The organism is Mycetocola sp. Y444 (assembly GCF_059445295.1).
Window position 1 is genome coordinate 359,636 of the sequence record NZ_JCAIUB010000001.1, and the last position, 23,971, is coordinate 383,606.

22 protein-coding genes, 1 tRNA gene and 1 pseudogene are annotated in these 23,971 nt (G+C 64.8%); 18 read left to right on the plus strand and 6 right to left on the minus strand.

Annotated elements, in window-relative coordinates; translation table 11 throughout:
• Positions 1-304: 304 nt before the first annotated feature.
• The 6 genes from eno (at position 305) to AC1C2M_RS01710 (ending at position 5,628) form a co-directional block, all read left to right on the plus strand.
• Positions 305-1,585 (plus strand): phosphopyruvate hydratase, encoded by a 1,281-nt coding sequence (eno, locus tag AC1C2M_RS01685; RefSeq protein WP_483404672.1) that lies wholly within the window; start codon positions 305-307, stop codon positions 1,583-1,585.
• A 93-nt stretch (positions 1,586-1,678) separates the two neighbouring features.
• Positions 1,679-2,194 (plus strand): FtsB family cell division protein, encoded by a 516-nt coding sequence (locus AC1C2M_RS01690; RefSeq protein ID WP_495434394.1) that lies wholly within the window; start codon positions 1,679-1,681, stop codon positions 2,192-2,194.
• A 7-nt stretch (positions 2,195-2,201) separates the two neighbouring features.
• Entirely contained in the window at positions 2,202-2,732 is a 531-nt protein-coding gene (locus AC1C2M_RS01695; RefSeq protein WP_483404670.1) for a DUF501 domain-containing protein, read from the plus strand.
• Positions 2,733-2,736: 4 nt separating this feature from the next.
• Positions 2,737-3,999: a S8 family serine peptidase gene (locus tag AC1C2M_RS01700; RefSeq protein WP_495435030.1), complete on the plus strand. Its 1,263-nt coding sequence runs from the start codon at positions 2,737-2,739 to the stop codon at positions 3,997-3,999.
• Between the two features lie 45 nt (positions 4,000-4,044).
• Positions 4,045-5,457 (plus strand): NAD(P)/FAD-dependent oxidoreductase, encoded by a 1,413-nt coding sequence (locus AC1C2M_RS01705; RefSeq protein ID WP_483404668.1) that lies wholly within the window; start codon positions 4,045-4,047, stop codon positions 5,455-5,457.
• A gap of 98 nt (positions 5,458-5,555) precedes the next feature.
• Positions 5,556-5,628: transfer RNA gene (locus tag AC1C2M_RS01710), tRNA-Leu, on the plus strand.
• A gap of 1 nt (position 5,629) precedes the next feature.
• Here AC1C2M_RS01710 and AC1C2M_RS01715 read toward each other — a convergent pair.
• Positions 5,630-5,863 (minus strand): annotated as a pseudogene (locus AC1C2M_RS01715) (hypothetical protein); the annotation flags it as partial.
• Between the two features lie 56 nt (positions 5,864-5,919).
• Here AC1C2M_RS01715 and AC1C2M_RS01720 point away from each other — a divergent pair.
• The 4 genes from AC1C2M_RS01720 to AC1C2M_RS01735 all read left to right on the plus strand — a co-directional run bounded on the left by AC1C2M_RS01720 (position 5,920) and on the right by AC1C2M_RS01735 (position 8,824).
• Positions 5,920-6,330 carry a VOC family protein gene (locus AC1C2M_RS01720; protein ID WP_495435031.1) on the plus strand — a complete coding sequence of 137 codons (411 nt, stop codon included), beginning with the start codon at positions 5,920-5,922 and terminating at the stop codon, positions 6,328-6,330.
• Positions 6,331-6,939: 609 nt separating this feature from the next.
• Positions 6,940-7,323, plus strand: a complete 384-nt coding sequence (locus AC1C2M_RS01725; protein WP_495435032.1) for a GNAT family N-acetyltransferase — start codon at positions 6,940-6,942, stop codon at positions 7,321-7,323.
• 119 nt (positions 7,324-7,442) lie between these two features.
• The gene (locus AC1C2M_RS01730) at positions 7,443-8,006 is read left to right on the plus strand and encodes a GrpB family protein (protein ID WP_495434398.1); all 564 of its coding nucleotides are present in this window, start codon (positions 7,443-7,445) and stop codon (positions 8,004-8,006) included.
• Between the two features lie 257 nt (positions 8,007-8,263).
• The gene (locus AC1C2M_RS01735; protein ID WP_495435033.1) at positions 8,264-8,824 is read left to right on the plus strand and encodes a dihydrofolate reductase family protein; all 561 of its coding nucleotides are present in this window, start codon (positions 8,264-8,266) and stop codon (positions 8,822-8,824) included.
• A 209-nt stretch (positions 8,825-9,033) separates the two neighbouring features.
• Here the strand turns inward: AC1C2M_RS01735 and AC1C2M_RS01740 are convergent, their stop codons facing one another.
• Both AC1C2M_RS01740 and AC1C2M_RS01745 read right to left on the minus strand, forming a co-directional pair.
• A complete protein-coding gene (locus AC1C2M_RS01740; RefSeq protein WP_495435034.1) occupies positions 9,034-9,819 on the minus strand; it encodes an alpha/beta fold hydrolase in 786 nt (261 codons plus the stop codon).
• Between the two features lie 46 nt (positions 9,820-9,865).
• Positions 9,866-10,891 carry a zinc-dependent alcohol dehydrogenase family protein gene (locus tag AC1C2M_RS01745; RefSeq protein ID WP_495435035.1) on the minus strand — a complete coding sequence of 342 codons (1,026 nt, stop codon included), beginning with the start codon at positions 10,889-10,891 and terminating at the stop codon, positions 9,866-9,868.
• A gap of 195 nt (positions 10,892-11,086) precedes the next feature.
• Here AC1C2M_RS01745 and AC1C2M_RS01750 point away from each other — a divergent pair, with 195 nt between their 5' ends.
• Together AC1C2M_RS01750 and AC1C2M_RS01755 are read left to right on the plus strand one after the other, a co-directional pair.
• Positions 11,087-11,566: a nucleotidyltransferase domain-containing protein gene (locus tag AC1C2M_RS01750; RefSeq protein WP_495435036.1), complete on the plus strand. Its 480-nt coding sequence runs from the start codon at positions 11,087-11,089 to the stop codon at positions 11,564-11,566.
• Positions 11,567-11,605: 39 nt separating this feature from the next.
• A complete protein-coding gene (locus AC1C2M_RS01755) occupies positions 11,606-11,761 on the plus strand; it encodes a hypothetical protein (protein ID WP_495435037.1) in 156 nt (51 codons plus the stop codon).
• 23 nt (positions 11,762-11,784) lie between these two features.
• Here the strand turns inward: AC1C2M_RS01755 and AC1C2M_RS01760 are convergent, their stop codons facing one another.
• Complete coding sequence (locus AC1C2M_RS01760; RefSeq protein ID WP_495435038.1) at positions 11,785-12,654, minus strand: CPBP family intramembrane glutamic endopeptidase; 870 nt, start codon at positions 12,652-12,654, stop codon at positions 11,785-11,787.
• Between the two features lie 188 nt (positions 12,655-12,842).
• On the opposite strand from AC1C2M_RS01760, the gene nhaA reads away from it, so the two are divergent.
• Entirely contained in the window at positions 12,843-14,726 is a 1,884-nt protein-coding gene (gene nhaA / locus AC1C2M_RS01765) for a Na+/H+ antiporter NhaA (RefSeq protein WP_495435039.1), read from the plus strand.
• Between the two features lie 95 nt (positions 14,727-14,821).
• Positions 14,822-15,661 (plus strand): class I SAM-dependent methyltransferase, encoded by an 840-nt coding sequence (locus AC1C2M_RS01770; RefSeq protein WP_495435040.1) that lies wholly within the window; start codon positions 14,822-14,824, stop codon positions 15,659-15,661.
• A 7-nt stretch (positions 15,662-15,668) separates the two neighbouring features.
• Here AC1C2M_RS01770 and AC1C2M_RS01775 read toward each other — a convergent pair whose 3' ends face one another.
• The gene (locus tag AC1C2M_RS01775) at positions 15,669-17,366 is read right to left on the minus strand and encodes a bifunctional 3'-5' exonuclease/DNA polymerase (RefSeq protein ID WP_495435041.1); all 1,698 of its coding nucleotides are present in this window, start codon (positions 17,364-17,366) and stop codon (positions 15,669-15,671) included.
• Between the two features lie 63 nt (positions 17,367-17,429).
• Positions 17,430-19,574 (minus strand): hypothetical protein, encoded by a 2,145-nt coding sequence (locus tag AC1C2M_RS01780; RefSeq protein WP_495435042.1) that lies wholly within the window; start codon positions 19,572-19,574, stop codon positions 17,430-17,432.
• 129 nt (positions 19,575-19,703) lie between these two features.
• Between AC1C2M_RS01780 and AC1C2M_RS01785 the strand changes: the two genes are divergently transcribed.
• From AC1C2M_RS01785 to AC1C2M_RS01800, 4 genes are all read left to right on the plus strand, one after another.
• Complete coding sequence (locus AC1C2M_RS01785; protein ID WP_495435043.1) at positions 19,704-20,954, plus strand: amino acid deaminase/aldolase; 1,251 nt, start codon at positions 19,704-19,706, stop codon at positions 20,952-20,954.
• Complete coding sequence (locus tag AC1C2M_RS01790) at positions 20,951-22,264, plus strand: D-arabinono-1,4-lactone oxidase (RefSeq protein ID WP_495435044.1); 1,314 nt, start codon at positions 20,951-20,953, stop codon at positions 22,262-22,264. The genes AC1C2M_RS01785 and AC1C2M_RS01790 overlap by 4 nt, the downstream gene beginning before the upstream one ends.
• Before the next feature lie 122 nt (positions 22,265-22,386).
• Positions 22,387-22,953 (plus strand): LemA family protein, encoded by a 567-nt coding sequence (locus tag AC1C2M_RS01795; protein ID WP_108391541.1) that lies wholly within the window; start codon positions 22,387-22,389, stop codon positions 22,951-22,953.
• 105 nt (positions 22,954-23,058) lie between these two features.
• Complete coding sequence (locus tag AC1C2M_RS01800) at positions 23,059-23,943, plus strand: M48 family metallopeptidase (protein ID WP_483404652.1); 885 nt, start codon at positions 23,059-23,061, stop codon at positions 23,941-23,943.
• Positions 23,944-23,971: the final 28 nt, after the last annotated feature.

Consider the following 23,971-nt stretch of genomic DNA (forward strand, 5'->3'; position numbering starts at 1 on the left):
GACCGGCTCTCGGGTGGCTCGCATCGACAATGATGCGCGCCCGAGGACGTGGCCCTGGCAGCAGGGCCGAAGCTAACAGTGTTATCGAGGCACGTACATGATGGCGCGTATTTGTTGAGGAACTCTACAAAGCATGCGACAGAGCGCGGTCGTATGTTGTGCACGGCCTGCAATTATGACGCCTATGCATGGGCTGGTCGGCAGCAACAGCCCCCGCCGCGGACGAACGCGCATGGCTAGACTGGCAGCGGGTCAACGTCGCTCCACACAATCCACTGGCACCACCTTGAACAGGAGAAATACTGTGGCACTCATTGAGGCTGTAGGCGCTCGCGAAATTCTTGACTCCCGGGGCAACCCGACCGTCGAGGTCGAAGTTCTGCTTGACGACGGAACCGTCCAGAGGGCGGCTGTCCCGTCCGGCGCGTCCACCGGAGCATTCGAAGCGTACGAATTGCGTGACGGCGACGCAGACCGTTACCAGGGCAAGGGCGTCCTCAAGGCCGTGGACGCTGTCCTCGACGAGATCAGCCCGGCGGTGGAAGGTCTCGAAGCAGATGACCAGCGCCTCCTCGACAAGATCCTGATCGAACTTGACGGCACCGATAACAAGGAGCGCATCGGCGCGAACGCCATCCTCGGTGTCAGCCTCGCCGTGGCGAAGGCTGCAGCGGATGCCGCTGACCTTCCGCTCTACCGTTACCTCGGTGGACCCAACGCGCACGTTCTTCCCGTGCCGCTGCTCAACATCATCAACGGTGGCTCGCACGCCGACAACGACGTTGACATCCAGGAATTCATGATTGTCCCGCTGGGCGCCGAGAGCTTCTCCGAGGGCCTCCGCTGGGGCGTCGAGACCTACCACGCGCTCAAGGCGCTGCTCAAGTCAAAGGGACTCGCAACCGGCCTCGGCGACGAGGGCGGTTTCGCTCCCAACCTGCCGAGCAACCGGGCAGCGCTCGACCTCATCGTCGAAGCGATCACCAACGCCGGCTACACCCCGGGTAAAGACATCGCGCTGGCGCTCGACGTCGCAGCGACCGAGTTCTTCAAGGACGGCTCATACACGTTCGAGGGCAAGCAGCTTTCCGCCCAGGAACTGAGCGCGTACTACTCAGAGCTCGTTGCCGCGTACCCGCTGGTCTCCATCGAAGACCCGCTGGAGGAAGAGGACTGGGAGGGCTACCAGCACCTGACCGCCGAGCTCGGCGACAAGGTCCAGATCGTCGGAGACGACCTCTTCGTCACCAACCCCACGCGCCTCGGCAAGGGCATCGACCTCAAGGTCGGGAACTCCATCCTGGTCAAGGTCAACCAGATCGGTACCCTCACCGAGACGCTCGACGCCGTTGCCCTCGCGCAGCGCTCGAGCTACACGGCGATCCTGTCGCACCGCTCAGGTGAGACCGAGGACACGACGATCGCCGACCTCGCGGTCGCGACGAACGCGGGTCAGATCAAGACCGGTGCGCCTGCTCGTTCGGAGCGCGTTGCTAAGTACAATCAGTTGCTGAGGATCGAAGAAGAGCTGGGTGAGTCGGCGGTCTACGCAGGCCGCAGCGCTTTCCCGCGCTTCACGGCGTAATTTCCGGCACTCCCGGTGGCGCAGTGCGCCGCCGGGAGTGCTCGTTTTTTCAACAGGAACAGTACGACAACGCACACGAAAGGCACCGGAACAGTGGCAAAGCGTCCCAACCCGAGCGGCACTCGTGCCGGTCGTACGGCCCGCGCGCCACAGCCCGGTGTGCCTGTACCCCAGAGCGAAACGGGGAACTGGCTTCGCGGCATCCGTTTTTCAGGGTTCTCCCTCTTGATGATGGGGGTTGTCGTCCTCGGCGTCATCGTCGTCGGGCCCAACCTCAAGGCGTACATCGAACAACGCCAGCAGATTGCGGCTCTCCAGGAATCCGTCGACCAGAACGAGGCCGAGATCGCCGAGATCCGCGACGAGCGCGAGCGCTGGAACGACAGCACCTACGTGATGACCCAGGCGAGGGACCGCCTGTACTACGTCAACCCGGGCGAGATCAGTTTCATTGTGATCAACGACGTCGATGCCGGACTGTTCGGCGACGACGAACCGCAAGTGACCGACAGCCTCACCGAGACCAAGGTGGACTGGGCCCAGTCCATGTTGAGCTCGCTCGTGAGCGCCGGGTACGCGGACGTTGTCTCCGGTTCCGGACAGGGATAATGGAGAGATGACTACTCCGCCTTTCGGGCCCGTTTCGGACGAAGACATCCGGATCGTTTCCGCACAGCTTGGGCGCCAGGCGCGAAACGTCGTCGGAATCGCCGCGCGGTGCGTGTGCGGTGCTCCTACAGTCGTTTCGACCGCGCCGCGACTCGACGACGGCACGCCGTTCCCCACTTTCTACTACCTCAGCCACCCGGCAGCGACCGCTGCAGTGTCGACCCTCGAGGCAACCCAGGTGATGGGCGAGTACAACGAACTGCTCGCGTCGGACGAGGGCGTCCGCGAAGAGTACGCCGCTGCCCATGATGCCTACATCGCCGATCGGGAGAGCATCGCTGTTGTCCCTGAAATCGCCGGGATCTCCGCGGGCGGAATGCCGGTCAGGGTGAAGTGTCTCCACGCGCTCGTCGGGCATGCGCTCGCTGCGGGGCCCGGGGTGAACCCGATCGGAGATCGTGCTCTTGACCGTGCCGAGTGGAGCCCTGACGTCTGCCAGTGCGTCGACTACTCCGTCGAGGTCGCAACCGGAAGGTAATGCTGTGCCGTCGAAGAACCGTGTTCTGCCCGCCGCGCTCGCGGCGCTGTTCGTGTTCGGCTCAGTCACGGCGGGAGTGACGCCCGCTCATGCGGATCCGGTCAGGGACGCCGAATACTGGCTCGCGAACTACGGCGTCACTGAGGCGTGGAATACCACGCGGGGTGCTGGTACCACGATCGCGGTGATCGACACAGGGATCGCGAACGGACCGGCCGAGTTCAACGGTGCGGTTGTCGCCGGGCATGACGCTTCGGGAGTCGGCAGCCCTGATGGTCGCACCCCCGTCGGTGGCGCTGACGAGAACCCACACGGCAGCTGGGTCGCATCACTCGCCGCCGGCCGCGGCAACGGAGAGGGTAACGGTGTCATCGGCACTGCGCCGGAGGCCAACCTCATTTCGATCTCGGTCGGCTTCCAGTCGAGTGGCTCGACAGTCCCGTTCGCGGACCAGATTGCGGATGCCGTTCGATTCGCTGTCGACAATGGCGCTGATGTCATCAACATGTCGTTGACAACGAACACCTTGGACTGGCCAGAAAGCTGGGACGAAGCGTTCAGCTACGCCAATGAGAACAATGTTGTGGTCGTTGCGGCCGCTGGCAACCGGGGGAGCGGTACCGAGCAGATCGGTGCGCCAGCCACCATCCCGGGTGTCCTCGTGGTCGCTGGCGTCGATCCGTCCGGCGCTGCCAGCTGGAACGCGTCAAGCCAGGGAATCACCCTCGCTGTGGCGGCGCCCAGTGAGGAACTCGTCGGGGTCTCGCCCGATGGGTCGTACGTGTCCTGGGCGGGAACCAGCGGGGCGTCGCCCATCGTCGCCGGCATCGCCGCTCTCGTGCGTTCCAAGTACCCGGATATGGATGCCGCCAACGTCATCCAGCGGCTGATCGCCACAGCGACGCCGGCGGCAGACCAGGGCGACGTGCCCAGCCCAATCTACGGATACGGATACGTCAACGCGGCGCGGGCTGTGACGGCGGAGGTGCAACCGGTGGATGCGAATCCGATGGGCGACCTCGCGGCCTGGATCACGCAGCACCGAAAGGCCGAGGCTGAGCCGCCCGAAATCCCCACCGATAAGGGAAGCGTGCCTGCGCTGCCCCCGATCGAAAAGGTGGCGGACGCACACAATCCGTTCCTGCCCACCACCGAATCCCTGCTGTACGTGAGCATTCCGCTCGCCGTCTTCCTCGGAACTGCTACCCTAGTAGTGCTCGGTGCCATAGGCGCCACCCGGCAATTCAAGCGGGTGGCTCGCAGGTAGTAGCCTGTTTGAGTCCTTGCGACCCTCAGTAGGAGAATTCTCACCGTGCCAAAAATCCTTATCGTCGGCGGCGGCTACGCCGGTTTCTATACAGCGTGGAAGCTCGAGAAGTGGCTTCGCCGCGGCGAAGCAGAGGTCACGGTCGTTGACCCGCTTCCGTACATGACCTACCAGCCGTTCCTTCCCGAGGTCGCCGCTGGTTCCATCGAGGCTCGGCACGCGGTTGTTGCCCAGCGTCGTCACCTCAAGAAGACCACGGTTGTCACCGCGAAGGTGACGAACATCAACCACGCCGAGAAGAAGGCGACCATCACGCCGGCCGTCGGCGAGCCGTGGGAATTCGACTACGACGTCGTTGTCGTGACCGGTGGCGCTGTGTCCCGCACCTTCCCCATCCCCGGAGTGGCCGACCAGGCCATCGGGCTCAAGACCATCGAGGAAGCCGTTGCCATCCGCGACCGCGTTCTCGCCAACTTTGACAAGGCCGCGAGCCTCCCGGCCGGGCCGGAGCGGGCGCGACTGCTCAACTTCGTTGTCGTCGGCGGCGGTTTCGCCGGTATCGAGGTCTTCGCCGAACTGCGTTCGTTCGCCAGCTCGCTGCTGAAGTTCTACCCGCAGCTGTCGTTCGACGATGTCGAGTTCCACCTCATCGAGGCGATGGGCCGCATCATGCCCGAGGTCAGCCTCAAGACCAGCCACTGGGTCCTGAAGAACCTCGCGGAGCGGGGCGCGCTCGTCCACCTCGACACCCAGCTTCAGTCCGCTGTCGACGGCAAGATCCAGCTTTCCACCGGCGAGACCTTCGAGTCAGACCTCATCGTCTGGACCGCCGGTGTCATGGCGAACCCGCAGATCGTTCGCAACACCGACCTTCCGATTGAAGAGCGCGGTCGTCTCGTCGTCCGTCCCGACCTCCGCGTCGGTACCGCAGACGACATCATCCCCGATGCATGGGGTGCTGGCGACATCAGCGCCGTTCCTGACCTTTCCGGTGGCGGAGTCGGCGGCTTCTGCGTACCGAACGCTCAGCACGCTGTGCGCCAGGGCAAGCTCATGGCCAAGAACATCGTCGCGGTTCTCCGCGGAGAAGAGCCCAAGGAATACCTGCACAAGAACCTCGGAGCGGTTGCCGGTCTCGGCATCGGAATCGGTGTCTTCCAGTCGGGCAAGATCGCGATCAAGGGCCTGCCTGCCTGGGTTGCCCACCGTGGCTATCACGGACTGGCCATGCCGAGCTGGGAGCGCAAGCTCCGGGTTGTCGGCGGCTGGGTCGCCAACGTCTTCCTCGGCCGCGACATCGTTGGTATCTCCGCTGTGGAGCGGCCACGGGCGGCGTTCGAGGAGTTCGCTTCCCGTCCGAAGCCGGCGGCCAAGCCCGCAGACGAGGCTCCCGTTGTCGCTCCCGCGGCACCTGCGGCCGCGAAGCCTGAGCAGGAAGCCGTAGCGGCGTCCAAGTAAGTTCTCTGTCGAAGAGCCCGATCCGCGTCTGGATCGGGCTCTTCGACGTTACCCCCTGTTCTCGGCGCCCCTGCGCTCCCCATAAGCTGGATGGGTACGCCCCCGTAGTCCAATGGCAGAGACAGGCGACTTAAAATCGCTCCAGTGTGGGTTCGAGTCCCACCGGGGGCACTTATTCACGGCTCTTCGGATCCGCGTGATTCTGTGCTTCTTCGACCGGTGTCCAGGACAGACTCGACTCGTCTGCCCACCTCGTGCCCACATTCGCTTTAGCTCGTGCGTGATTCAAGGCGGTTGCAACAGCGTCCAGGTCGTCGTCGAAGAGGTCTGCGTACGTATCAAGAGTCATGGCCGCAGATGCATAGCCAAGCATGCGTTCGACCGCCTTCACGTTCGCTCCGGAATGGACCTTGATCCGCAGGCGCGTGAGACGTACGCTGACAATCATGACCGTCCGGGTTAGTGACAATCAAGAACGTCCGGGTTAGTAGGGTGTTGCAGCGCAGCGTCTGGGCGAGCCTCGTCAGCGATGACGTCCAGGCCCTTCGCGGTTGGCTGCTCCAACTCGGGTTCGCCGAAGACCTTCTGATTCCCGGTGAGCGTGCGGATGCCATTCACCACTGCCAGCTCGACTGGCCCGAGGGCGGGCGGATCCTGCTCTCAAGCACCGGTGAGCGGCCCACACCGTGTCGGCCGGGGACTGCCTCGCTGCACGTTGTGACCGCAGATCCAGACGCGGTGTTGGCTCGCGCAATTTCACTGGACGCGAGAGTCGTGCGCGAGATGGTCGACCAGACCGACTATCCGTCGCGCGACTTCACAGTGGCTGACCCCGACGGCAACCATTGGACCTTCGCAACGTTCGCAGGCTAGGCCAACACGGCAGGGGCGTCCCCCTTGCGGGCGACAGCGACTATGTCGCGACGGAACTCCGGGGGAAGTTCGTCAACGGCTAGTTTGGGCCAACACGCATGGGCGCGTGACAAACTGCGAACCGCAGCATGGCGGCCCACGAAACGGGAACGGGGCCGGCAGACCGAGCTACTCAGACCAGGGCATCGACTGCGATACGGGGCCGCCGGTGTGCCCGACGTGCCCACATTCTGCCCACAAACATCGGTGAAGCGAGTGATTGCAGGCGGTCTTCGGAGAGCGAAAACGCTGAAAAGTCGGGGTCTGGAGGTGAAGCGGCCGAGACTCTTCGCGGTTCCCGGCGGGTTTGAGTCCCACCGGGGGTACTTCTTCAACGCCGTTCACATCCGGGCATCCTCGGCTTTCGGCTCGTCGGTCCATGGCAGACTGCTGGAAATGACGATTACAAGTTCCCCTTGGGTGCACCCCGAGCCCAGCCAATCGCAACTCCACCTCGACGCCGTACCCGAGGACGTCCTGCACGCGTTGGCAGCAGGCGAATCCGCCCCGTTCGATTCCCGCTTCGTGTCGCCGTATCTGGCGGGTCCTGAGTGCCGGAGCCTGTGGCGCATGCGGAGCAAACAGATCGCGGATACTCCGACGGATGCCCCGTGGATTAGCCGATTGATGGTCGACCCTCGTGTCACATCGCCGGTAGGTGTAGCGGGCTTCCACGGCGCACCCGACGAGGCGGGCATGGTGGAGGTCGGCTATCGAGTCGACCCTCTACTGCGTCGACGAGGCTATGCGAGGCGTTCGCTGGAGACGCTGCTTGCTGTTGCGCAGGGTCATCCTGAGGTGCGTACGGTCCGTGCCAGCATCAGTCCGGAGAACACTGCCTCGCGAGCCCTTGTCAGCAGCTACGGGTTCGTTGAGACGGGGGAGCAGTGGGACGAGGAAGACGGACTGGAGATCGTCTTCGAGCTCTCTGCGTCAGCCGCGCGGCCGTCGTAAGAACCGTCCGGTGCGTGTCTACATGGCACGTTCTTGCACGTGGTAGCTGTGCTGGGTTATGTTTGCGGGCTGCCCTCTTCGACCGAAAGGGGTACAGCCGAAGGCTCGGAGAACACCTGATGAAAATCGAGAACAAATCGATCCGGGAGGATGTCAGGTCCCTGGAACTCGTCGGCGGCCCTGAACCACTCCACGTCGAGCTGCGCGACTACGACCCGCTGTGGGCTTCGGACTATCTCACGCATCGTGCAAACATCCTTCAAGCGCTGGCAGGGGAAGACATTGACGTCGAGCACATCGGGTCAACGTCGGTCCCTGGCCTCGCAGCGAAGCCGATCATCGACATCGTCGTCGCGGTCACCGACATCACCGCCGAAGAGAACTATCTCGACCAACTGGTGGCGGCGGGCTACGAGTTGCGCACCCGAGAGCCGGGCCATCGCCTCGTCCGCACCCCCGGTCGTGACGTGCACGTGCACATCTACGAACGGGGCGCCGTCGCGGTATCTGAATATCTACTTCTGCGCGATCACCTCCGGTCTGACGCTGAGGATCGAGCCCTGTACGCCGACGTCAAGCAAAGCCTGATGACCCGGCGGTGGAACGATTCGAATGACTACGCCGCGGCGAAATCCGACGTCATCGCGGCGATCAAGGATCGTGCGAGGGCTGCGCGAGCGTGAGCCCGGAGACCCCAACGGCCCCTCTGTGGGACGGCCACAGCGTCAGCGACGTCCTCGACCGATTGCGCGCGCATCTCGAGATTTCAAGCGACGTCTCCACTTAATCCGGCGGCCCGTGGCCACGTGGGATCCGTGCGCTGACACTGCCGTTAAACGGCGGGCTCGATTATCCTCGGCGATGAGCAGTTCAAGCAAAAACTGGTCTGGCTGAGCGTCGGTCCGGCGAAGCATGCAGCGCATCAATGGAGAGCAACGAGATGAGACCGCTTCGATACTCGATCAACGTCACACTCGATGGCTGCTGCCATCACGAGGCAGGGCTCCCGCCGGACGAGGAGTCGATGCGCTACTGGACCACTGAGATGGAGCGAGCCGACGCCCTGCTGTTCGGCCGGGTGACCTACGAAATGATGGAGTCGGCGTGGCGGAAGCCGGCCACTGGCATGTGGCCTGACTGGATGGATGACTGGGAGAAGCCGTTTGCCGAGACCATGGACCGGGCGAAGAAGTACGTCGTGTCGAGCACGCTGAGCGGAGTCGATTGGAATGCTGAGCTGGTGCAAGGCGACCTGGCACAAGAGGTTCAGCGGCTCAAGCAGGAGCCAGGCGAGGGCTTGTGGGTCGGTGGCGTGACACTTCCCTTGGCATTGGCAGACCTGGGGTTGATCGACGAGTACGAGTTCCTGGTGCAACCGGTCCTTGCCGGCCACGGCCCGACCCTGCTCGCCGGTCTGCGCGAGCAGATCAAGCTTGAGCTTGTGGGTCGCCATGAGTTCCACTCGGGGGCGGTCGCCCTGCGATACCGACCCCGCGAGTAACCGCCGTGGCCTGATGTGTCCGGGCACGAATGCGCCGGACAAATGATGTTCGCACAGTGCGGGACTGCGTCAGGGCTGTGTGAAAACGACCTTGCCCTTGCCGTTCTCGGCCAGTGTGTGCGCCTCGACGATGTCGCCTGGCTACCACCGCCAGCGTGACCGGAGTGCGTGGATTTCCTGCCACCTCGATCAGCGCGCTCAGAGTCCCGCTAGCTATCCCGCCGGATTCTTGTGAGCCAGTCCGCGACGAGGGCTGAACACAGGTCGCGCTGTTCCAGGAGGATGTTGTGACCTGCGGCATCGAGCGTGGCGAACGACGCACGCGGGTAGTGATCGAGCCGGTTCCAGGCATCCGTATAACCGACCACGTCGTCCTGCCGGCCGGTGATGTGCAACGTGGGCTGGACGAAGGGTTCGGGGTGGGCGTCTTCGGGTTCGCGGTCGAAAGAGTAGTGTTCCGCAATGCGATCGAGGGCACGATGATCGGCGCCGTCGAGGCCGGGCAAAATGTGCTGCAGGAACGCTCGTGCGTCATCCGTCGATTCGACGACGGCGTCCTCCCGGTACTGGTCCAGCGCTCGACCGAGAAGCGGCACGATGCGGGGGGCCTCTGTCAGCACCGTTCGCGGCGGCACGGTTCGTTCGCCGCGCTGTGCGATGAAGACGCCCGCTATGGTGGCCAGTCCGAGAACCTGCTGCCGGAGTTCGTGAGCGACGTAGCGGGCGATCATCCCGCCGAATGAGTTCCCCAGGATGGCAAACGGCTCATCTCCGACGCGGGCACGGATTTCCTCGGTCACCGCGGCCGCGACGTCCTGGGAGCTGCGCACCGCCCCCGCCGGCGACCGGGTTGCGCCGGGGAGATCGAGGTAGAGGCGCTGCCACTGTCCGGAGCGCTCGAACGTCGGCTCCAGTGGAAGTAAGGATCGATGATCCAGACCGAATCCGTGGAGGAGCACTACCCGGGTGCCGGTACCTGTCTCATGAGCAAACACGACTCGACACTAGCGGCGAACGCTCGGGTTGCAGCACCCGGAGCCGTCAGAAGGTGAGAAGGACTTTGGTCGCTCGGCGTTCGTCCATCGCCCGGTAGCCCTCGGCCGCGTCTTCAAGCGGGAGCGTGAGATCGAACACCTTTCCCGGGTCGCTGCTGCGGTCCCAGATCAGCTGGATGAGGTCGGGAAGGTAGTGGCGAACCGGGGCCGGACCACCGTGCAGATGAACGCTGCTGAAGAACAGTTGTAAGCCGTCGAGCTCGACTCCGTGCGAGACACCGACGTATCCGACGTAGCCTCCCGGGCGCGTACTGTGAATCGCCTGCCACATTGACTCCTGGGTCCCAACCGCCTCTGCCGTGCCATGGGCGCCATAACCTTCGGTGAGTTCCTTGACCCTGGCTGCACCGGCGTCGCCCCGTTCTTCCACGATGTCGGTTGCACCGAAGGCGCTGGCCAGGTTCTGACGGTCGGGATGACGGCTGAACGCAATGATCCGCTCCGCTCCGAGCAGTTTCGCCGCGAGGATCGCCGAAAGGCCAACCGCACCGTCACCGACCACGGCAATGCTCCTGCCAGGTCCGGCACCAGCCGCGGTCGCGGCATACCAACCGGTGCCAAGCACGTCCGACGCGGCCAGCAGCGACGGGATGAGGTCACCGTCCGGCTGGCCAGGAGTGGCGACCAGGGTTCCATCGGCCAGCGGAATGCGCGCGAGTTCGGCCTGGGTGCCGATTGATCCCATCATCACGTTGTGTATGCATCTCGACTGGTACCCGGCCAGGCAGATGTCACAGGTGTTGTCGGATGCCACGAACGAACCGACGACGAAGTCACCGACCCTGACGTTTTTCACGGCCGACCCGATCTGCTCGACGACGCCAACGTATTCATGCCCCATCGCCTGGGGCGTGGTGAAAAGGGGTTCCTCGCCGCGGTATGGCCAGAGGTCGGAACCGCAGATGCACGTAGCGGACAACCGGATGACTGCGTCGGTTGGCTCAATAATCCGGGGTGGCTCTCGCTCTTCGGTTCGAACATCTCCTGGTCCATACATCATTACGCCACGCATACCGTCTCCTCTGTTCCAACGAGTCGTGGCCTCAGTAAACGGCGCGACCCGCTCGTGGGGAAGGGCCCTTTGTGAGGTCGATGGGAGTCCGGCGGCCGCGCCTCGCTGCGTGACACCGTGACGCCGCACCACTCGCCTTCCGGATCCGTTGCCGGTAGACCTGTGGGCAGGAGTGTCGACAGATGGGGCGAGATAATGCGCGGTAACGACGTCGTCGCACTCTTCCAGTCGGTCGCACAGGCGGGGATCAGCGCGTGGGCTGCAGGGGGCTGGGCGGTCGATGCGGCAGTGGGTCGGCAGACCCGCGAGCACGGCGATCTGGACCTCGCTGTCGATGCCCGCCACCTTCGCGCGCTTCTCTCGCTCCTCACCGGCGAGGGTTTCGTCACGACCGTCGACTGGTTACCCTCACGACTCGAGCTCACCGCAGTCGACGGAAGACGAGTGGACCTGCATCCTGTTGAATTCGCGCCCGACGGCAGCGGGGTCCAGAGGGGGCTCGCGGGCACGAGCTTTGTGTACACCGCGGACGGATTCACGACGGGAACCGTCGAAGGGGTCACTGTGCCGTGTCTCTCCGTCGAGCAGCAGTTGCGTTTCCGTCAGGGGTACCAGCCGCGACAGGTTGACGTGCACGACCTGCGGATTCTCAACGAGCTGAAATCTGTGCGCTGAATCGCTCGGCGAGCGACACGCGCCCGTTACATTGAGCACATGGAGATCATTTTCGTTGGGGTCGTACTGGTAATTGTCGGTACGGCGATCAGCGTCACCGGTTCCTTGCGACGGATAGCGGATGCGACGGAGAAGACGGCAACGGATGTGGAGACACTGCTGTCGGAGTTCCGAAGAGCCGATCAGCGTCGCTGAGGGTTGTGGCCTGGCGTCGGTGCCTAAAGCTCGTCACTGATCCGCCCCCTGCGCACCCGATCGAGAATTCCCGCGACAACCGGGGCCAACGCGAATGGGACGACGCCGAGCGCGGCGATTGCGAACCAGCCGCTGACGTCGGTGACGGTGAGCGTGGCCCATTGCTCGCCGAGCGCCCACTGGGCACACAGTTGGAACATCGCGTGGAACCCGATGGTGGCGAAGACAGTCCCCGTGACGTGGCGCAGGTAGCCCAGCGTCAGTGAGAAGACAAAGAACAGCAGCACGCGGTCGAGAGTCGGCGCCGCACCGACGATGATGCCGGCTACGCAGAACAGTACGGCCTGAACGACGATCGTCAGCGAGATCGGCAGGCGCTCGGACAACACCCGGAACAGGTATCCGCGAAAAATCAACTCTTCGGGAATTGCTTCGTAAAGGATCACGAGGGCCAGAACAGCCAGCCCCTGGCCGAGCGCCATGAGCGGGGTTCCGGTCACCTCCAGTTGGGCGAGATTGAATCCAATAACGACGGATGTGGCGAGGGCGAACGGGACGAGATAGCTGAGCGCCCCCACAGACAGCGCCCAGAGTGCCCTTTTCCGGTAGCCCAACTCGTAGTCCGAGGGTTGTGTTCGCTCCCAACGCAACAGCGCGGCGAGTCCTACGAGGACCAGGACGAGGGTGAGTCCGGCGCGAACGACGTGCGAAACAAACGAATATTCCGGCCCGAACAGTGAGTCGGCGGCGATCCGGACCACCAGCCAGGCCACGCACGCCAACAGGAACCCCGCCGTGATCCGGGCCCACCAAGGTCGGGGAGACAGCCTGGGAGGCCTGTCGCTGCCCTCCGCTGCATCGGCGGGCAGTGAAGGTGCGGGCTCGGTGGGCATATTCTCGTTTCCTTCGTCGTTGCGCCCATCATGACGGAACAGAAAGGGCCTCGGAAAGGGTTCTTTCCTGGTCGCCACAACACGGGTCGCAGTTGCGCGCCAGTTGCGCGCCCGTTCAGTCGGGTCTATAACTGGGCACATCGTCACCAAAGTCGCACCCAGCCCGTCTTGTCGGAAGGGATATGGCTATGTCGAACCTGACAATCATCGAACAGTCTCCGGATCCCGAACAAAGCAAACTTGACGGGCGGCGACCTTCGATAGCGGAACGCATCCGCTCCATGGGGCAAGTCAGGGTCGGCGCGTTCCTGCTCCTCGGCGCGACGGTCGCCGCTCTCGCGTGGGCCAACCTCTCACACGGGTCTTACGACGGATTCTGGGACACGCACCTCACGCTGAGCGTCGGGGATCTTCAGCTGGACTTCACGCTTCACGCGCTTGTCAACGACGCCCTGATGGCGATTTTCTTTTTCTCGGTCGGCCTCGAGGTGCGGCGGGAATTTACGATTGGCGAATTGACGACGTGGTCGCGTGCCGTTGTGCCCGTGGTGGCGGCGCTCGCCGGTTTGACGCTGCCGGCGCTCCTGTTCGTGCTGGTGAGCGCGGGATCGGGGTACGAGCAGGCCTGGGGAATCGTGATCTCCACAGACACCGCTTTCCTCGTCGGTGCGCTCGCGCTGATCGGTCCGAAGGCACCGGGACGATTGAGGGTTTTCCTGCTGGCGCTGGCCGTCGTCGACGACATTGGAGCGCTCAGCATCATCGCCCTCGTCTACACGGATAATTTCAACCCGGTGCCGCTCCTGATCGCCGCGGTCGGTCTCACGGCGGTCTACTTCACCAGATACCTGCAGAGCGCCCGCGGCCTCGTCTATGGTTCACTCGCCATCGCCGTGTGGTTGGCGTTCCTGGCCTCTGGCGTGCATCCCACTCTCGCCGGGGTCGCGATCGCGCTCCTGGTGCCGGTGTACCGGCCGGACCGCCGCGAGGTGGAGCACGCGCTTGATCTCGCACGCACTTTCCGGCAGTCACCCAGCTCCGAGTACGCGAGGGCCGCCGCCAACAGCCTGCGCGAGTCGATCTCGATCAACGAGAGACTTCAGTCGAGCACCGCGCCGTACATCGCGTACGTCGTCCTTCCACTCTTCGCCCTGGCAAATGCCGGTGTGCAGCTGAACCCGGAGATCCTTGCTGCAGCTGCCATGTCGCAGGTGACGTGGGGCATCATCATCGGGCTTGTCGTGGGGAAAATGGTCGGCGTCTTCGGTTCGACCGCCCTCATGCGTCTTCTTCGGGTCGGCGAGTTCGGCCCAGGACTGACCCTCGACCGCCTGGCGGGAGGCGGTGCCCTCAGCGGGATCGGTTTTACCATCTCTCTCTTCATCGTCGCCCTCGCGATCGACGACGAGGCCGTGCAAAACGAAGCTCGTGTCGGCGTGCTTACGGCATCCGTTATCGCTTTTATTCTCGGCGCCTTAATTTTCCGGATCTCTGATCGTCTCCACCCGTCGGAAGAGATCGGTCGCACGCTGGTGCGCCCGGTCGACCCCAGGCGTGACCACATTTTCGGTCCCGCAGATGCACCCTTCACGCTGGTCGAGTACGGCGACTTCCAGTGCGGGTTCTGCCTTAAGGCCACGGGCTCAGTTGAAGAGGTGCATCGCGAACTTGAAGGCCGCTTTCGCTACGTATGGCGTCACGCTCCCTTGACCCGTTACCACCCGAACGCCCTGGCTGCGGCGGAGGCGGCGGAGGCGGCCGGCCTGCAGGGGAAATTCTTCGAGTTTGAGCGGAGCCTGTTCAGCGACCAGGAGCACCAGCTTCCGTCACACATCATCCGGCGTGCCCAGGAGCTCGGCCTGGACGTCGAACGGTTCGAAAGGGACCTGCGGTCCCCGGCGGTCGCTGCCCGGGTTCGTGACGACATGCTCGACGCCGAGGCGATGGACATCACCGCCGTCCCCACCTTCTTCGTCAACGGTCGTCGCCACACCGGCCCGTACGACGCCCAATCCCTCATCCGGGCCCTCGAGCAGAGCGCTCAGGAACCGCAGCCTGGCTCCCTGGGCTAACCGACCCTGGCCTCTCCAGAAACTGGTATTTGGGACCCGTGCATGCTGGTGTTGCCCGGCGTAGACTCACGCGCACCAGACCGCGAGGAGGGACCGTGGACATCGAAGCGGCGGTAGCGGGGCACTACAGTTCGGGTCAGCTCGAGGATGTGATCCTCGAGGCGCTCCGTGAAGCCGGCTTCGACCCCGACCACTTGGAGCCCGGTGACCTGTTTCCGGTCGACGAGCTGCACGTCGGGGGCGCCGTAGCGGCGCACGAGCTTGCGGAGGCGGCTGGTATCGCCCGAGGTATGAGCGTGCTCGATGTCGGGTGCGGCATCGGCGGGCCAGCCCGGCTCTTCGCCTCGCAGTTCGGGGCGGAGGTGGTCGGGGTAGATGTCACCGACGAATTCATCCGAACGGCGATCTCGTTGACCGAGCGCTGCGGGCTCGGCGACGCAGTGACCTTCATGACGGCAAGCGCGCTCGCCCTTCCATTCGGGGCGGAGGTCTTCGACCGCGCCACCCTCCTTCACGTTGGGATGAACATCGAGGACAAAGCCCGGCTCTTCGCTGAGGCGTTCCGTGTGCTGAAGCGCGGGGGCGTGTTCGCTGTCTTCGATGTGATGCGCACGAGCGAGGGCGATGTCACCTATCCGCAGCCCTGGGCGTCGGATGCCGCCATCTCGTTCCTCGCGACACCGGTGTCGTACGGCGACTTGGGGGTCGCCGCCGGGTTCAGCGTGGGGGCCAGCCGGGACCGGCGTGAACTCGGCATCGAGTTCCTGACGAAGATGCAGAGGGCCGCAGCCCAGGGCGTGGACGCACCGGGGCCGCCCCGGCTCGGGCTCCCGCTCGTGCTCGGACCGGATGCCGGGAGGCGGGTGGGAAACTTGCTTACCGCCGTGCAGGCTGGTGTGCTCGCGCCGGTGGAGATCCTGTTCAGGAAGTCGTGAACGACGGCTATTTCGCCTGGTCGTAGCTCGAGACCGCAACGACGGTCATCGCGAAGTTCACCGGAAAGCTGCCGAAGAGGAGACGGCCGGCGTCGTCCGCGGCCGAGGTAACGGCATCCGCAACCGCGTCAGCCAGGTGTGCCGGGCTGTGCACGATCACTTCGTCGTGGAGGAAGAACGCGAGGTGAGGGTCGCCCCGTTCGTCGGCGAGTGCCCGAAGACGGATGCGTAGCCCTGCCATCCAGCAAAGCGCCCACTCCGCGGCCGTGCCCTGGGCGACGAAGTTGCGGGTGAACCTGCCCCAGTCTCTCGCCAGCTGTCGGGCGCGCCGCTCGTCGGCCGCGCCGGACTCGGACCCGGTCGCTGCGCGCTGTGCCGCCTGCCAGTCGGCACCGGGGTGTGGGGAGCTGCGGCCGAGCCACGTGCTCACCTGGTCGCCGCGTTCGCCTGACCGGGCGGCCTGTTCCACCAGTCCGATCGCCAGCGGATATGCCCGCATGAGCTTCGGCATCAACCGCGCGCTCTCGCCCGTGGTCGCGCCGTAGAGCGCACCGAGCATCGCGAGCTTCGCATTCGCCCTCGTGTCGACGACCCCGGCGTCGACGAGTCCCTGGTAGAGGTCCCCTTGGCGGCCAGCCGCAGCCATCTTCTCGTCGCGCGACATCGCGGCGATGATTCGCGGTTCCAGTTGCGCGGCATCCGCAACCACGAGGGTCCACCCCTCGTCGGCCATCACCGCGCCGCGGACCTGTGCCGGCAGCTGCAGTGCACCGCCGCCCCGGGTCGCCCAGCGGCCAGTAACGACACCGCCGACCACGTACTCGGGGTGGAACCGTCCATTCCGCACCCAGGTGTCCATCCACGCCCATCCGTTGGCGGAGTTCAACCGTGAGAGCTTCTTGTATTCGAGCAGGGGTTCGACGACCGGATGCTTCTGCGAGCGAAGTTCCCATTTACTCGTGCTCGTGACCGAAAGGCCCGCACGTTTGAGGGCGCGCAGGAGGTCCTGCTGCGAGTCGGGGTTGAGCCCGGGGGATTCCAGGAGCGCACGGATGGTGTCGGAGAGAGCCTCGAGCTTCTCAGGGCGCCCACCAAACAGAGGCCGGGGCCCGAGAAGTTCCGTCAGCGCCCGGTCGTGGACATCGGCACGCCACGGCAACCCCCGTGCCCTCATCTCCTCTGCAATCAGTGCGCCGCTCGATTCTGCGGCGAGGAGGAGCTGCAGCCTGGCCGCCGCTGCCGGCTCGGTCTCGGCTATGACATCGAGGGTCCCACGCTGGAGCGCGTACTCCGCCACAGCGTCGCGACCCCTCGAATCCCCGGGCTCGTCTGACGCGTCGGCGAGGTCGGTCATGTCGTCAAAGAGCGTTGTTCCGACGGTGACCTGTTCGGCCGGTGAGTCGTCCCACGCATTGAGTGCTGCCCGGGCGAGGCCGGTATCGCGCGCCGCCTCGGCACGGCGGAGGATGCCGTGACACAACCGGAGGTCGTGGCAGCGCTCAACGGTGATCCCCGCGTTCAGCAGCACCGGATACCAGAGCGCGGTATCCTCCCACACCCAGCGGGGCCGGCTCTTTTCTCGCCGCGCAACTTCGGGAATGAACTCGTCGCGGGATAACGCCACTGCGCTCACCGTTGTACCCGACGAATCGAGTTCGGTGAGGGTCACCCGGCCGGTGGGGGACCCGCCGAGCACGATGAACATGATCTCATTCTGCCGGTACCCGCCGACGCCGATCGCCAGAGGGCGTTCGGGCGCGCGAGAGGGTCAGCCGGCGGAGAGATTCGGTGTGACGACCCGTCGCCACAGCCAGAGCGAGATTCCGACGGCCCCGAAGGTGAGGAGAACGACGAGGACAGCGATTGCCGCGACCTGCTCCTGCCATGCATCGAGCGTCGGACTGAGGAACGCGAAAAGCACGGTGAACACGACGAGGGCACTCGTGAACCAGGCTGGCCGCGACCAGTTGAGGACGGCCCGGCCACTCAAATCGCCAAGCGGAACCATCATGATCGCCGCCGAACCGAGGGCTGTCATCGCAACGATGTTGACCAGTTCAGCTGCGAACGAGCCCGCGAAACCAACGGGTGTTCCGATCAGTGTGGTTGCCAGCCAGGCCACGAGACCGATCGCGAAAACCGCACCGATCCGGGCAAGGCCCAGCTGTCCGCGGTCCCGGCGGCTTCCGTTCTGCAGCCCAACGACGAACAACAGGCCGAACAGGAACGCTGGCTGGAGTTCGGCCACCCTGGAAACCAGAGCGAGAGCGGCGACGACCGGAAACGCGAGCAGCGACAGTCGCTGGGAGGGACTGCCGAGCCGGCGCCAGGCGGCAAATCGGATGGGGACCCAGGTGGCAGCAGCGTTGACGATGACCAGTGCCACCACGGATGCAACGAACACACGAAGGTAGACCGGCTGCCCGTCTACGGGGCGGGCAAAGAGCACGATTGCGCCGGCAACGCTGAGGGCAACGATGGTTCTGACTCTGGCGCCCGGCGATCCCAGGAGGGGATCGGGATCGTCGTGGGTTGGCGTGCGGTTTCGTCCGGTGAGCGGAGCTCGGGCCGCGCCGTTCGCGCGCGGCCGCCCCTTCGTCAGCGTCGTCGCGAGCATGCGCGCGGGAACCAGCAGGAGGCCGATGGCCAGGATGGCGAGGAGAACGGCGCGGAGCCACGTGAGGTCGGTTCCCGGTCCGATCGCGCTCTTCACCGCTGTTGTGAATGGTGTCTTGTCTGCCCACAGTCCTTCGGGCGCTGGCGGCTGGGCAGGAACTGCGCCGGATTCAGTCGGCGCAGCGGATGGGACGGGCACGACCGGTGCGGGCGCCGGGCTCTGCGCGGGCGCGGTTGCCGGCGGACGCGAAGTCGATGGCGTCGACGCCGCCTGCCCGAATGAGACTTTCAGCGGAGGCGACCCGACGCCCGTGTTCGATGCGGCATCGCGTTGGTATGCCGTGATTGTCGCGTTCCCCGCAGGCATCGCCGCGCCAGTGCAACTCCACTGTCCGGCAGACACGAGCACGTCGGCGCAGAGCACGATATCGGCTCCGGATGCCGTCACCGCGAACACCGTGACTGTCGCCCCGGTTTCGCCGGTACCCGCGTACGCGGCCGGGCCGGCGGGAAGAGTTGCACCCGCCGCCGGCGTGGTTATTACGGGAGCGGGGGGTGGATCACGATCGAGCGTGACTCGCACCGGCTCGCTCGCCGCAGACCCGCCGGGGCCGCTGAACTGGGTGGACTGGGTAGCGCTCAGCCGCAGCACGCCGCTGGGGATCTCCGCCGGAAGCATGTATGCCCAGCTTCCGCCACTCGACACTGGGGCTGTCCAGGATCGTCCGTCCGAAGTGCGCAGCGTCACCGTCGCTCCCGGGTAGCCCGACCCCTCGAGCAATCCACTCGAGAGCTCCGAGCTGCGGGAGTTGATAGTCGGAGGCAGGAGTACCCGAATCGGCGTGCTCGATGTCGACGGTTCGAATCCGGCCTGGAGCTGGACCGCCGTCAGCCTCACCGCCGGGCCTTGCGGGATCGAGGCCACGGTGCACGAGAAAGTCGTCGAATCGTCGGCGCGAACGATGCAGACGGGGTTGCCGCTGTCGCCGGCGTGCAGCTGGATCGTCGATCCGGCGGCCTTGGTGCCAGACACCGTAAACGGGACGGAGTCGATGAACTGACCGTCAACCGGAGAGATGAGTGTGACCGGGGCTGCAACGGGCGGCGGGGAGGGGGCGGGCGGCGCCGGCTCCGCGAACGCGGGCGCCGGGCCAAGGGCAGCGAAGAGCGAAAGGGTGAGCGAGGCGACGATCGTCGCAACGAGTCGCGCGCGTCCCGACCCGAGGGATCGCGGAAGCTGCCCTGTCGACAACGCCGACGAGCCCCCCGGTTGCTGTGTTGCTGAAAAGATCCCCACCTTCCTCCCATTTGAAGCCGATTGACCCAACAAGTCAACAGCGCCACACCCAGTTGGAGGGCCTTTCTCAGATTGTGCGGCATCCGATTCGCCGGGGTCGGCATACTGGGTATGACGGGGAGGATTCAGATGGCCATAACACTCTCTGCCAACGGGCGCGCAGAGAGCTCGCCCGCCCCCTGGCTCACCCCCGAACTGTTCTGGCCGGAAATCGACGCCGCGACGAGATCGATCGAGACTCCGTCGGGTGTGCTCCACCTTGGCGCGCTTCGGTTCAACGCCCACGACATGGTCCGCCGGGCAGGCGGAAAGCCGATCAGGGTGGCCACCAAATCCGTTCGCGTCCGTTCGGTCATTGATTCACTGCTGGCGACTGACGGGTATCGCGGTGTGCTCGCTTTTACCCTTCCAGAGGCGATCTGGCTCGCGGATGACATAGATGATGTCGTTGTCGGGTATCCGACCATGGATAGACAGGCCCTCGGCCGGCTCGCGTCCGATGAGAAGCTCGCTGCCCGAATTACGCTCATGGTGGACTCCGTCGAGCAACTGGACTTCATCGATGCCTGCATTCCCCCGAACGCGCGCGCTCGCATCCGGGTGTGCATCGAGTTCGATGTCGCGTGGCGGACGGCGGGTCCGCTCGGCACCATCGGGGTTCTGCGATCGCCGATCTGCACCGCCGCCGACGCTGAGCGTTTCGCGCGGGTCATCGTTCGCCGACCGGGATTCGAGCTCGTCGGGATGATGGCGTACGAAGCGCAGATAGCCGGACTTGTCGACGACGTACCATCGCGGAATGCGCGCTCTGCGGGAATGCGGTGGCTGAAACAGCGGTCGATCGGTGAGCTCACCGAGCGTCGTGCCGACGCCGTGGCGGCGGTCCGCCGCGTTGCCGACCTCGAGTTCGTCAACGGGGGAGGGACCGGCTCGCTGGAATCGACGAGTGCCGACGATTCGGTGACGGAGATCGCGGCGGGGTCCGGACTGTTCGGTGGCCATCTCTTCGACGACTACAGAAACTTCAACCCAGCGCCGGCCGCGAGCTTTGCGTTGTCGGTCGTGCGGAAACCGAGGGAAGACACGGTGACCCTGCTCGGAGGGGGATGGGCGGCCTCCGGCCCGCCAGGGCGCGATCGCCTCCCGCGACCTGTCTGGCCCGAAGGGCTCAGTATGCTCCCGCGGGAGATGGCGGGTGAGGTCCAGACGCCGTTGGTCGGGCGCCGAGCGGCAGCGCTGCACCCCGGCGACCGGGTCTGGTTCCGGCACACTAAATCCGGCGAGCTGAGTGAGCACCTCAATTCCTTCTCCGTCGTCGACGGCGGTCGGATCATCGACACGCTGCCCACCTATCGGGGCGAGGGGAAGGCCTTTCTGTGACGGCAACCGGAGCCATGTGGCACAACTGGGCGCGGACCGAGAAGGTCGTGCCGCTACGAGTGGAGCGGCCGAGGACGACGGCGGCCCTGCAGCGCGCCGTCCGCGCCGCAGCGGGCAGCGGGATTCCCATCAAGGCGGTCGGGGCCGGGCATTCCTTCACGGGAATAGCCGTAGCCCCCGGCATCCAGCTCGAACTCGAGGACCTGAGCGGGTTGAGCGGAGAGCCGACGGGCGACGGGCTTGTCACCTTCCTGGCCGGTACGCGACTGCACGACATCCCTCGGCTGCTCGCGCCGTACGGACTGGCGATGGAGAACCTCGGTGACATTGCTGCGCAGAGCATCAGCGGTGCAATCTCCACCGGCACGCACGGCACAGGTGCGCGGTTCGGCGGCATCGCCGGCCAGGTGCGGGGGGTGGTGATGGTTACGGCATCCGGTGACCTGCTCGAGATCAACCGCGACTCTCACGCCGACCTGCTTCCCGGCGTTGCACTCGGCCTCGGGGCACTCGGCATCCTCGCCGAGATTACGGTCCAGTGCGTGCCTCGCTTCGTGCTGCACGCTGTCGAGCGACCGGAGCCGCTCGACGACGTGCTTGACACCGTGCTCGACAGGGCCGCGGCCGCCGACCACTTCGAGTTCTACTGGTTTCCACACACCCGGACGGCGCTGACCAAGACCAACACCCGCATGCCATCCGGGACGCAGGCGAAACCGCTCGGCCGCGTGTCCCGATTCGTGGATGAAACGGTGCTGGCCAACGGCGTCTACCGCGTGACCTGTGCGACTGCTGTCGTCGTGCCTGCCATCATCCCTCGCGTGAATCTCCTGGCGGACAAGCTCACGGGAAACCGGACGTTCACCGATGTGTCCCACCGGGTCTTCACGACCAGGCGGACCGTCAAGTTTCGCGAACTGGAATACGGAATCCCCGCTGAGCTCGTCCCCGCAGCGGTCCGCGATATCGAGGCGCTCATCGAACGCAAGGGATGGCGGATCAGCTTCCCCCTCGAGGTGCGATTCGCCGCGGCCGACGAACTGTGGCTGTCGACCGCGTACGGCCGCGCGACCGGCTACATCGCCGTGCACAAGTACTACCGCGAGCGCTCGACGGCCTATTTTTCCGCGGTCGAGTCGATCCTCCGTGGCTACGGCGGACGGCCGCACTGGGGAAAGATCCACAGCCAGAATGCCGCCGATCTCGCTGAGAGTTACCCGCACTTTGGTGACTTCCTGGCAGCGCGCGATCGGCTGGACCCGCGCCGGCTGTTCAGCAACCAGTATCTGGAGAGGGTGCTCGGTGCCTGAACGTCCCCGCCGAGGATTTGCCCTGAAAGAGGGCGGATCGTCGGGACCGGGACGGACGGTCACCGGTAGAATAGAGAGACCAGTCGAGTTCGAACCGCTAGCAAACCTTTAGGAGCACACGCATGGAATGGCTCATTCCTGTACTCATCATCGTCGCGCTGGCGGTTATCGTCGGCATTTACTTCTGGGTCACCTACAACTCACTGGTGTCTCTGAACGTACGCGTTGACGAGGCGTGGAGCGACATCACGGTTCAGCTCAAGCGCCGTGCCGACCTTATCCCCAACCTCATCGAGTCGGTCAAGGGATACGCGGCTCACGAGAAGGCCGTCTTCGAGAATGTGACGCGCGCGAGGGCCGAAACGCTGTCTGCGCAGGGTCCGCACGATGCATCCGCCGCTGAGAACCACATGCAGCAGGCCCTCAAGTCGATCTTTGCCGTGGCCGAGGCCTACCCGCAGTTGCAGGCGAGCCAGAACTACCTGCAGCTTCAGGGCGAGCTGGTCGACACCGAAGACAAGATCCAGGCCTCTCGCCGGTTCTACAACGGTGGCGTTCGCGAACTCAACACGAAGATCAAGGTCTTCCCGAACAACCTCATCGCAAAGAACCTCGGATTCAGCGAACGCGAGTTCTTCGAGGTCACTGACAACGCAGCGATCGCCGAGCCGCCTCGCGTGCAGTTCTAGCGAAGCAAGACTTTATCCTCACAGGGGCTCGGGCGCGGCGGAAGCTGCGCGCTCGAGCCTTTGTTGTATCCACTGACTTTGTCGTATCCGTTGAAAGGACACTGAATGTACAGGGCGATCCGTAAGAACAAGGTGAACACAGTGCTCATCATCCTGTTCTTTCTGCTGATCATCGGCGGACTCGGAGCCCTGGCCGGGTATGTCTACAACAGCCCGAGCATCACGGTACTGACCCTCGTCGGTGCGACGCTGTATGCCGTCTTCCAGTACTTCTTCGCCGCGAGCCAGACCATCGCCATGAGCGGTGGGCGCGAGATCGAGAAGCGGGACAACCCGCGGCTCTACCGGATCGTGGAGAACCTCGCGATCACGACCGGTTCGCCGATGCCGAAGGTCTATCTCATCGATGACCCCGCGCCGAACGCCTTCGCCACCGGTCGCGACCCGGAACATGCGTCGGTAGCCGCCACGACGGGGCTGCTCGAGATTCTCACTGATTCCGAGCTTGAGGGAGTCATGGCCCACGAGCTGGGACACGTGCGCAACTATGACATCAGGGTCTCGATGATCGTCTTCGGTCTCGTCGTTGCCGTTGGTTTTATCGCCGACATGTTCCTTCGCCTCGCGTGGTTTGGCGGGGGCAACCGCAACAACAACTCGGGCGGTAACCCGATCGTGCTGATCTTCGGGCTCGTCGCCATGATCATCGCGCCGTTGCTCGCGAGCCTCGTCCAACTGGCTGTTTCCCGCCAGCGCGAGTACCTCGCCGACGCGACAGCGGCGCTGACGACGCGGCACCCGGATGCCCTCGCGAGCGCGTTGCAGAAGCTCGAGGCGTACGGCAGGCCGATGAGGCGCCAGAACACGTCGATGGCACACCTGTGGATCGCAGACCCGGCAAAGCCGAGCAGGGTCGAGCGCCTGTTCTCGACGCACCCGCCGATTGCGGACCGGGTCGCCCGACTTCGCGAAATCGGCGGCGGTTTCTAACGCCGCTCACAGAAAAAGACGGGACGAG

What these genes read in the sequence shown, in the direction of transcription:
- AC1C2M_RS01795 (WP_108391541.1), top strand. Translation starts at nt 22,387, where the DNA reads ATGGAATGGCTCATTCCTGTACTCATCATCGTCGCGCTGGCGGTTATC.
- AC1C2M_RS01695 (WP_483404670.1), top strand. Translation starts at nt 2,202, where the DNA reads ATGACTACTCCGCCTTTCGGGCCCGTTTCGGACGAAGACATCCGGATC.
- AC1C2M_RS01750 (WP_495435036.1), top strand. Translation starts at nt 11,087, where the DNA reads ATGCGCGGTAACGACGTCGTCGCACTCTTCCAGTCGGTCGCACAGGCG.
- AC1C2M_RS01755 (WP_495435037.1), top strand. Translation starts at nt 11,606, where the DNA reads ATGGAGATCATTTTCGTTGGGGTCGTACTGGTAATTGTCGGTACGGCG.
- AC1C2M_RS01775 (WP_495435041.1), bottom strand. Translation starts at nt 17,366, where the DNA reads ATGTTCATCGTGCTCGGCGGGTCCCCCACCGGCCGGGTGACCCTCACC.
- AC1C2M_RS01785 (WP_495435043.1), top strand. Translation starts at nt 19,704, where the DNA reads ATGGCCATAACACTCTCTGCCAACGGGCGCGCAGAGAGCTCGCCCGCC.
- AC1C2M_RS01735 (WP_495435033.1), top strand. Translation starts at nt 8,264, where the DNA reads ATGAGACCGCTTCGATACTCGATCAACGTCACACTCGATGGCTGCTGC.
- AC1C2M_RS01745 (WP_495435035.1), bottom strand. Translation starts at nt 10,891, where the DNA reads ATGCGTGGCGTAATGATGTATGGACCAGGAGATGTTCGAACCGAAGAG.
- AC1C2M_RS01730 (WP_495434398.1), top strand. Translation starts at nt 7,443, where the DNA reads ATGAAAATCGAGAACAAATCGATCCGGGAGGATGTCAGGTCCCTGGAA.
- AC1C2M_RS01760 (WP_495435038.1), bottom strand. Translation starts at nt 12,654, where the DNA reads ATGCCCACCGAGCCCGCACCTTCACTGCCCGCCGATGCAGCGGAGGGC.
- AC1C2M_RS01725 (WP_495435032.1), top strand. Translation starts at nt 6,940, where the DNA reads ATGCGGAGCAAACAGATCGCGGATACTCCGACGGATGCCCCGTGGATT.
- nhaA (WP_495435039.1), top strand. Translation starts at nt 12,843, where the DNA reads ATGTCGAACCTGACAATCATCGAACAGTCTCCGGATCCCGAACAAAGC.
- AC1C2M_RS01800 (WP_483404652.1), top strand. Translation starts at nt 23,059, where the DNA reads ATGTACAGGGCGATCCGTAAGAACAAGGTGAACACAGTGCTCATCATC.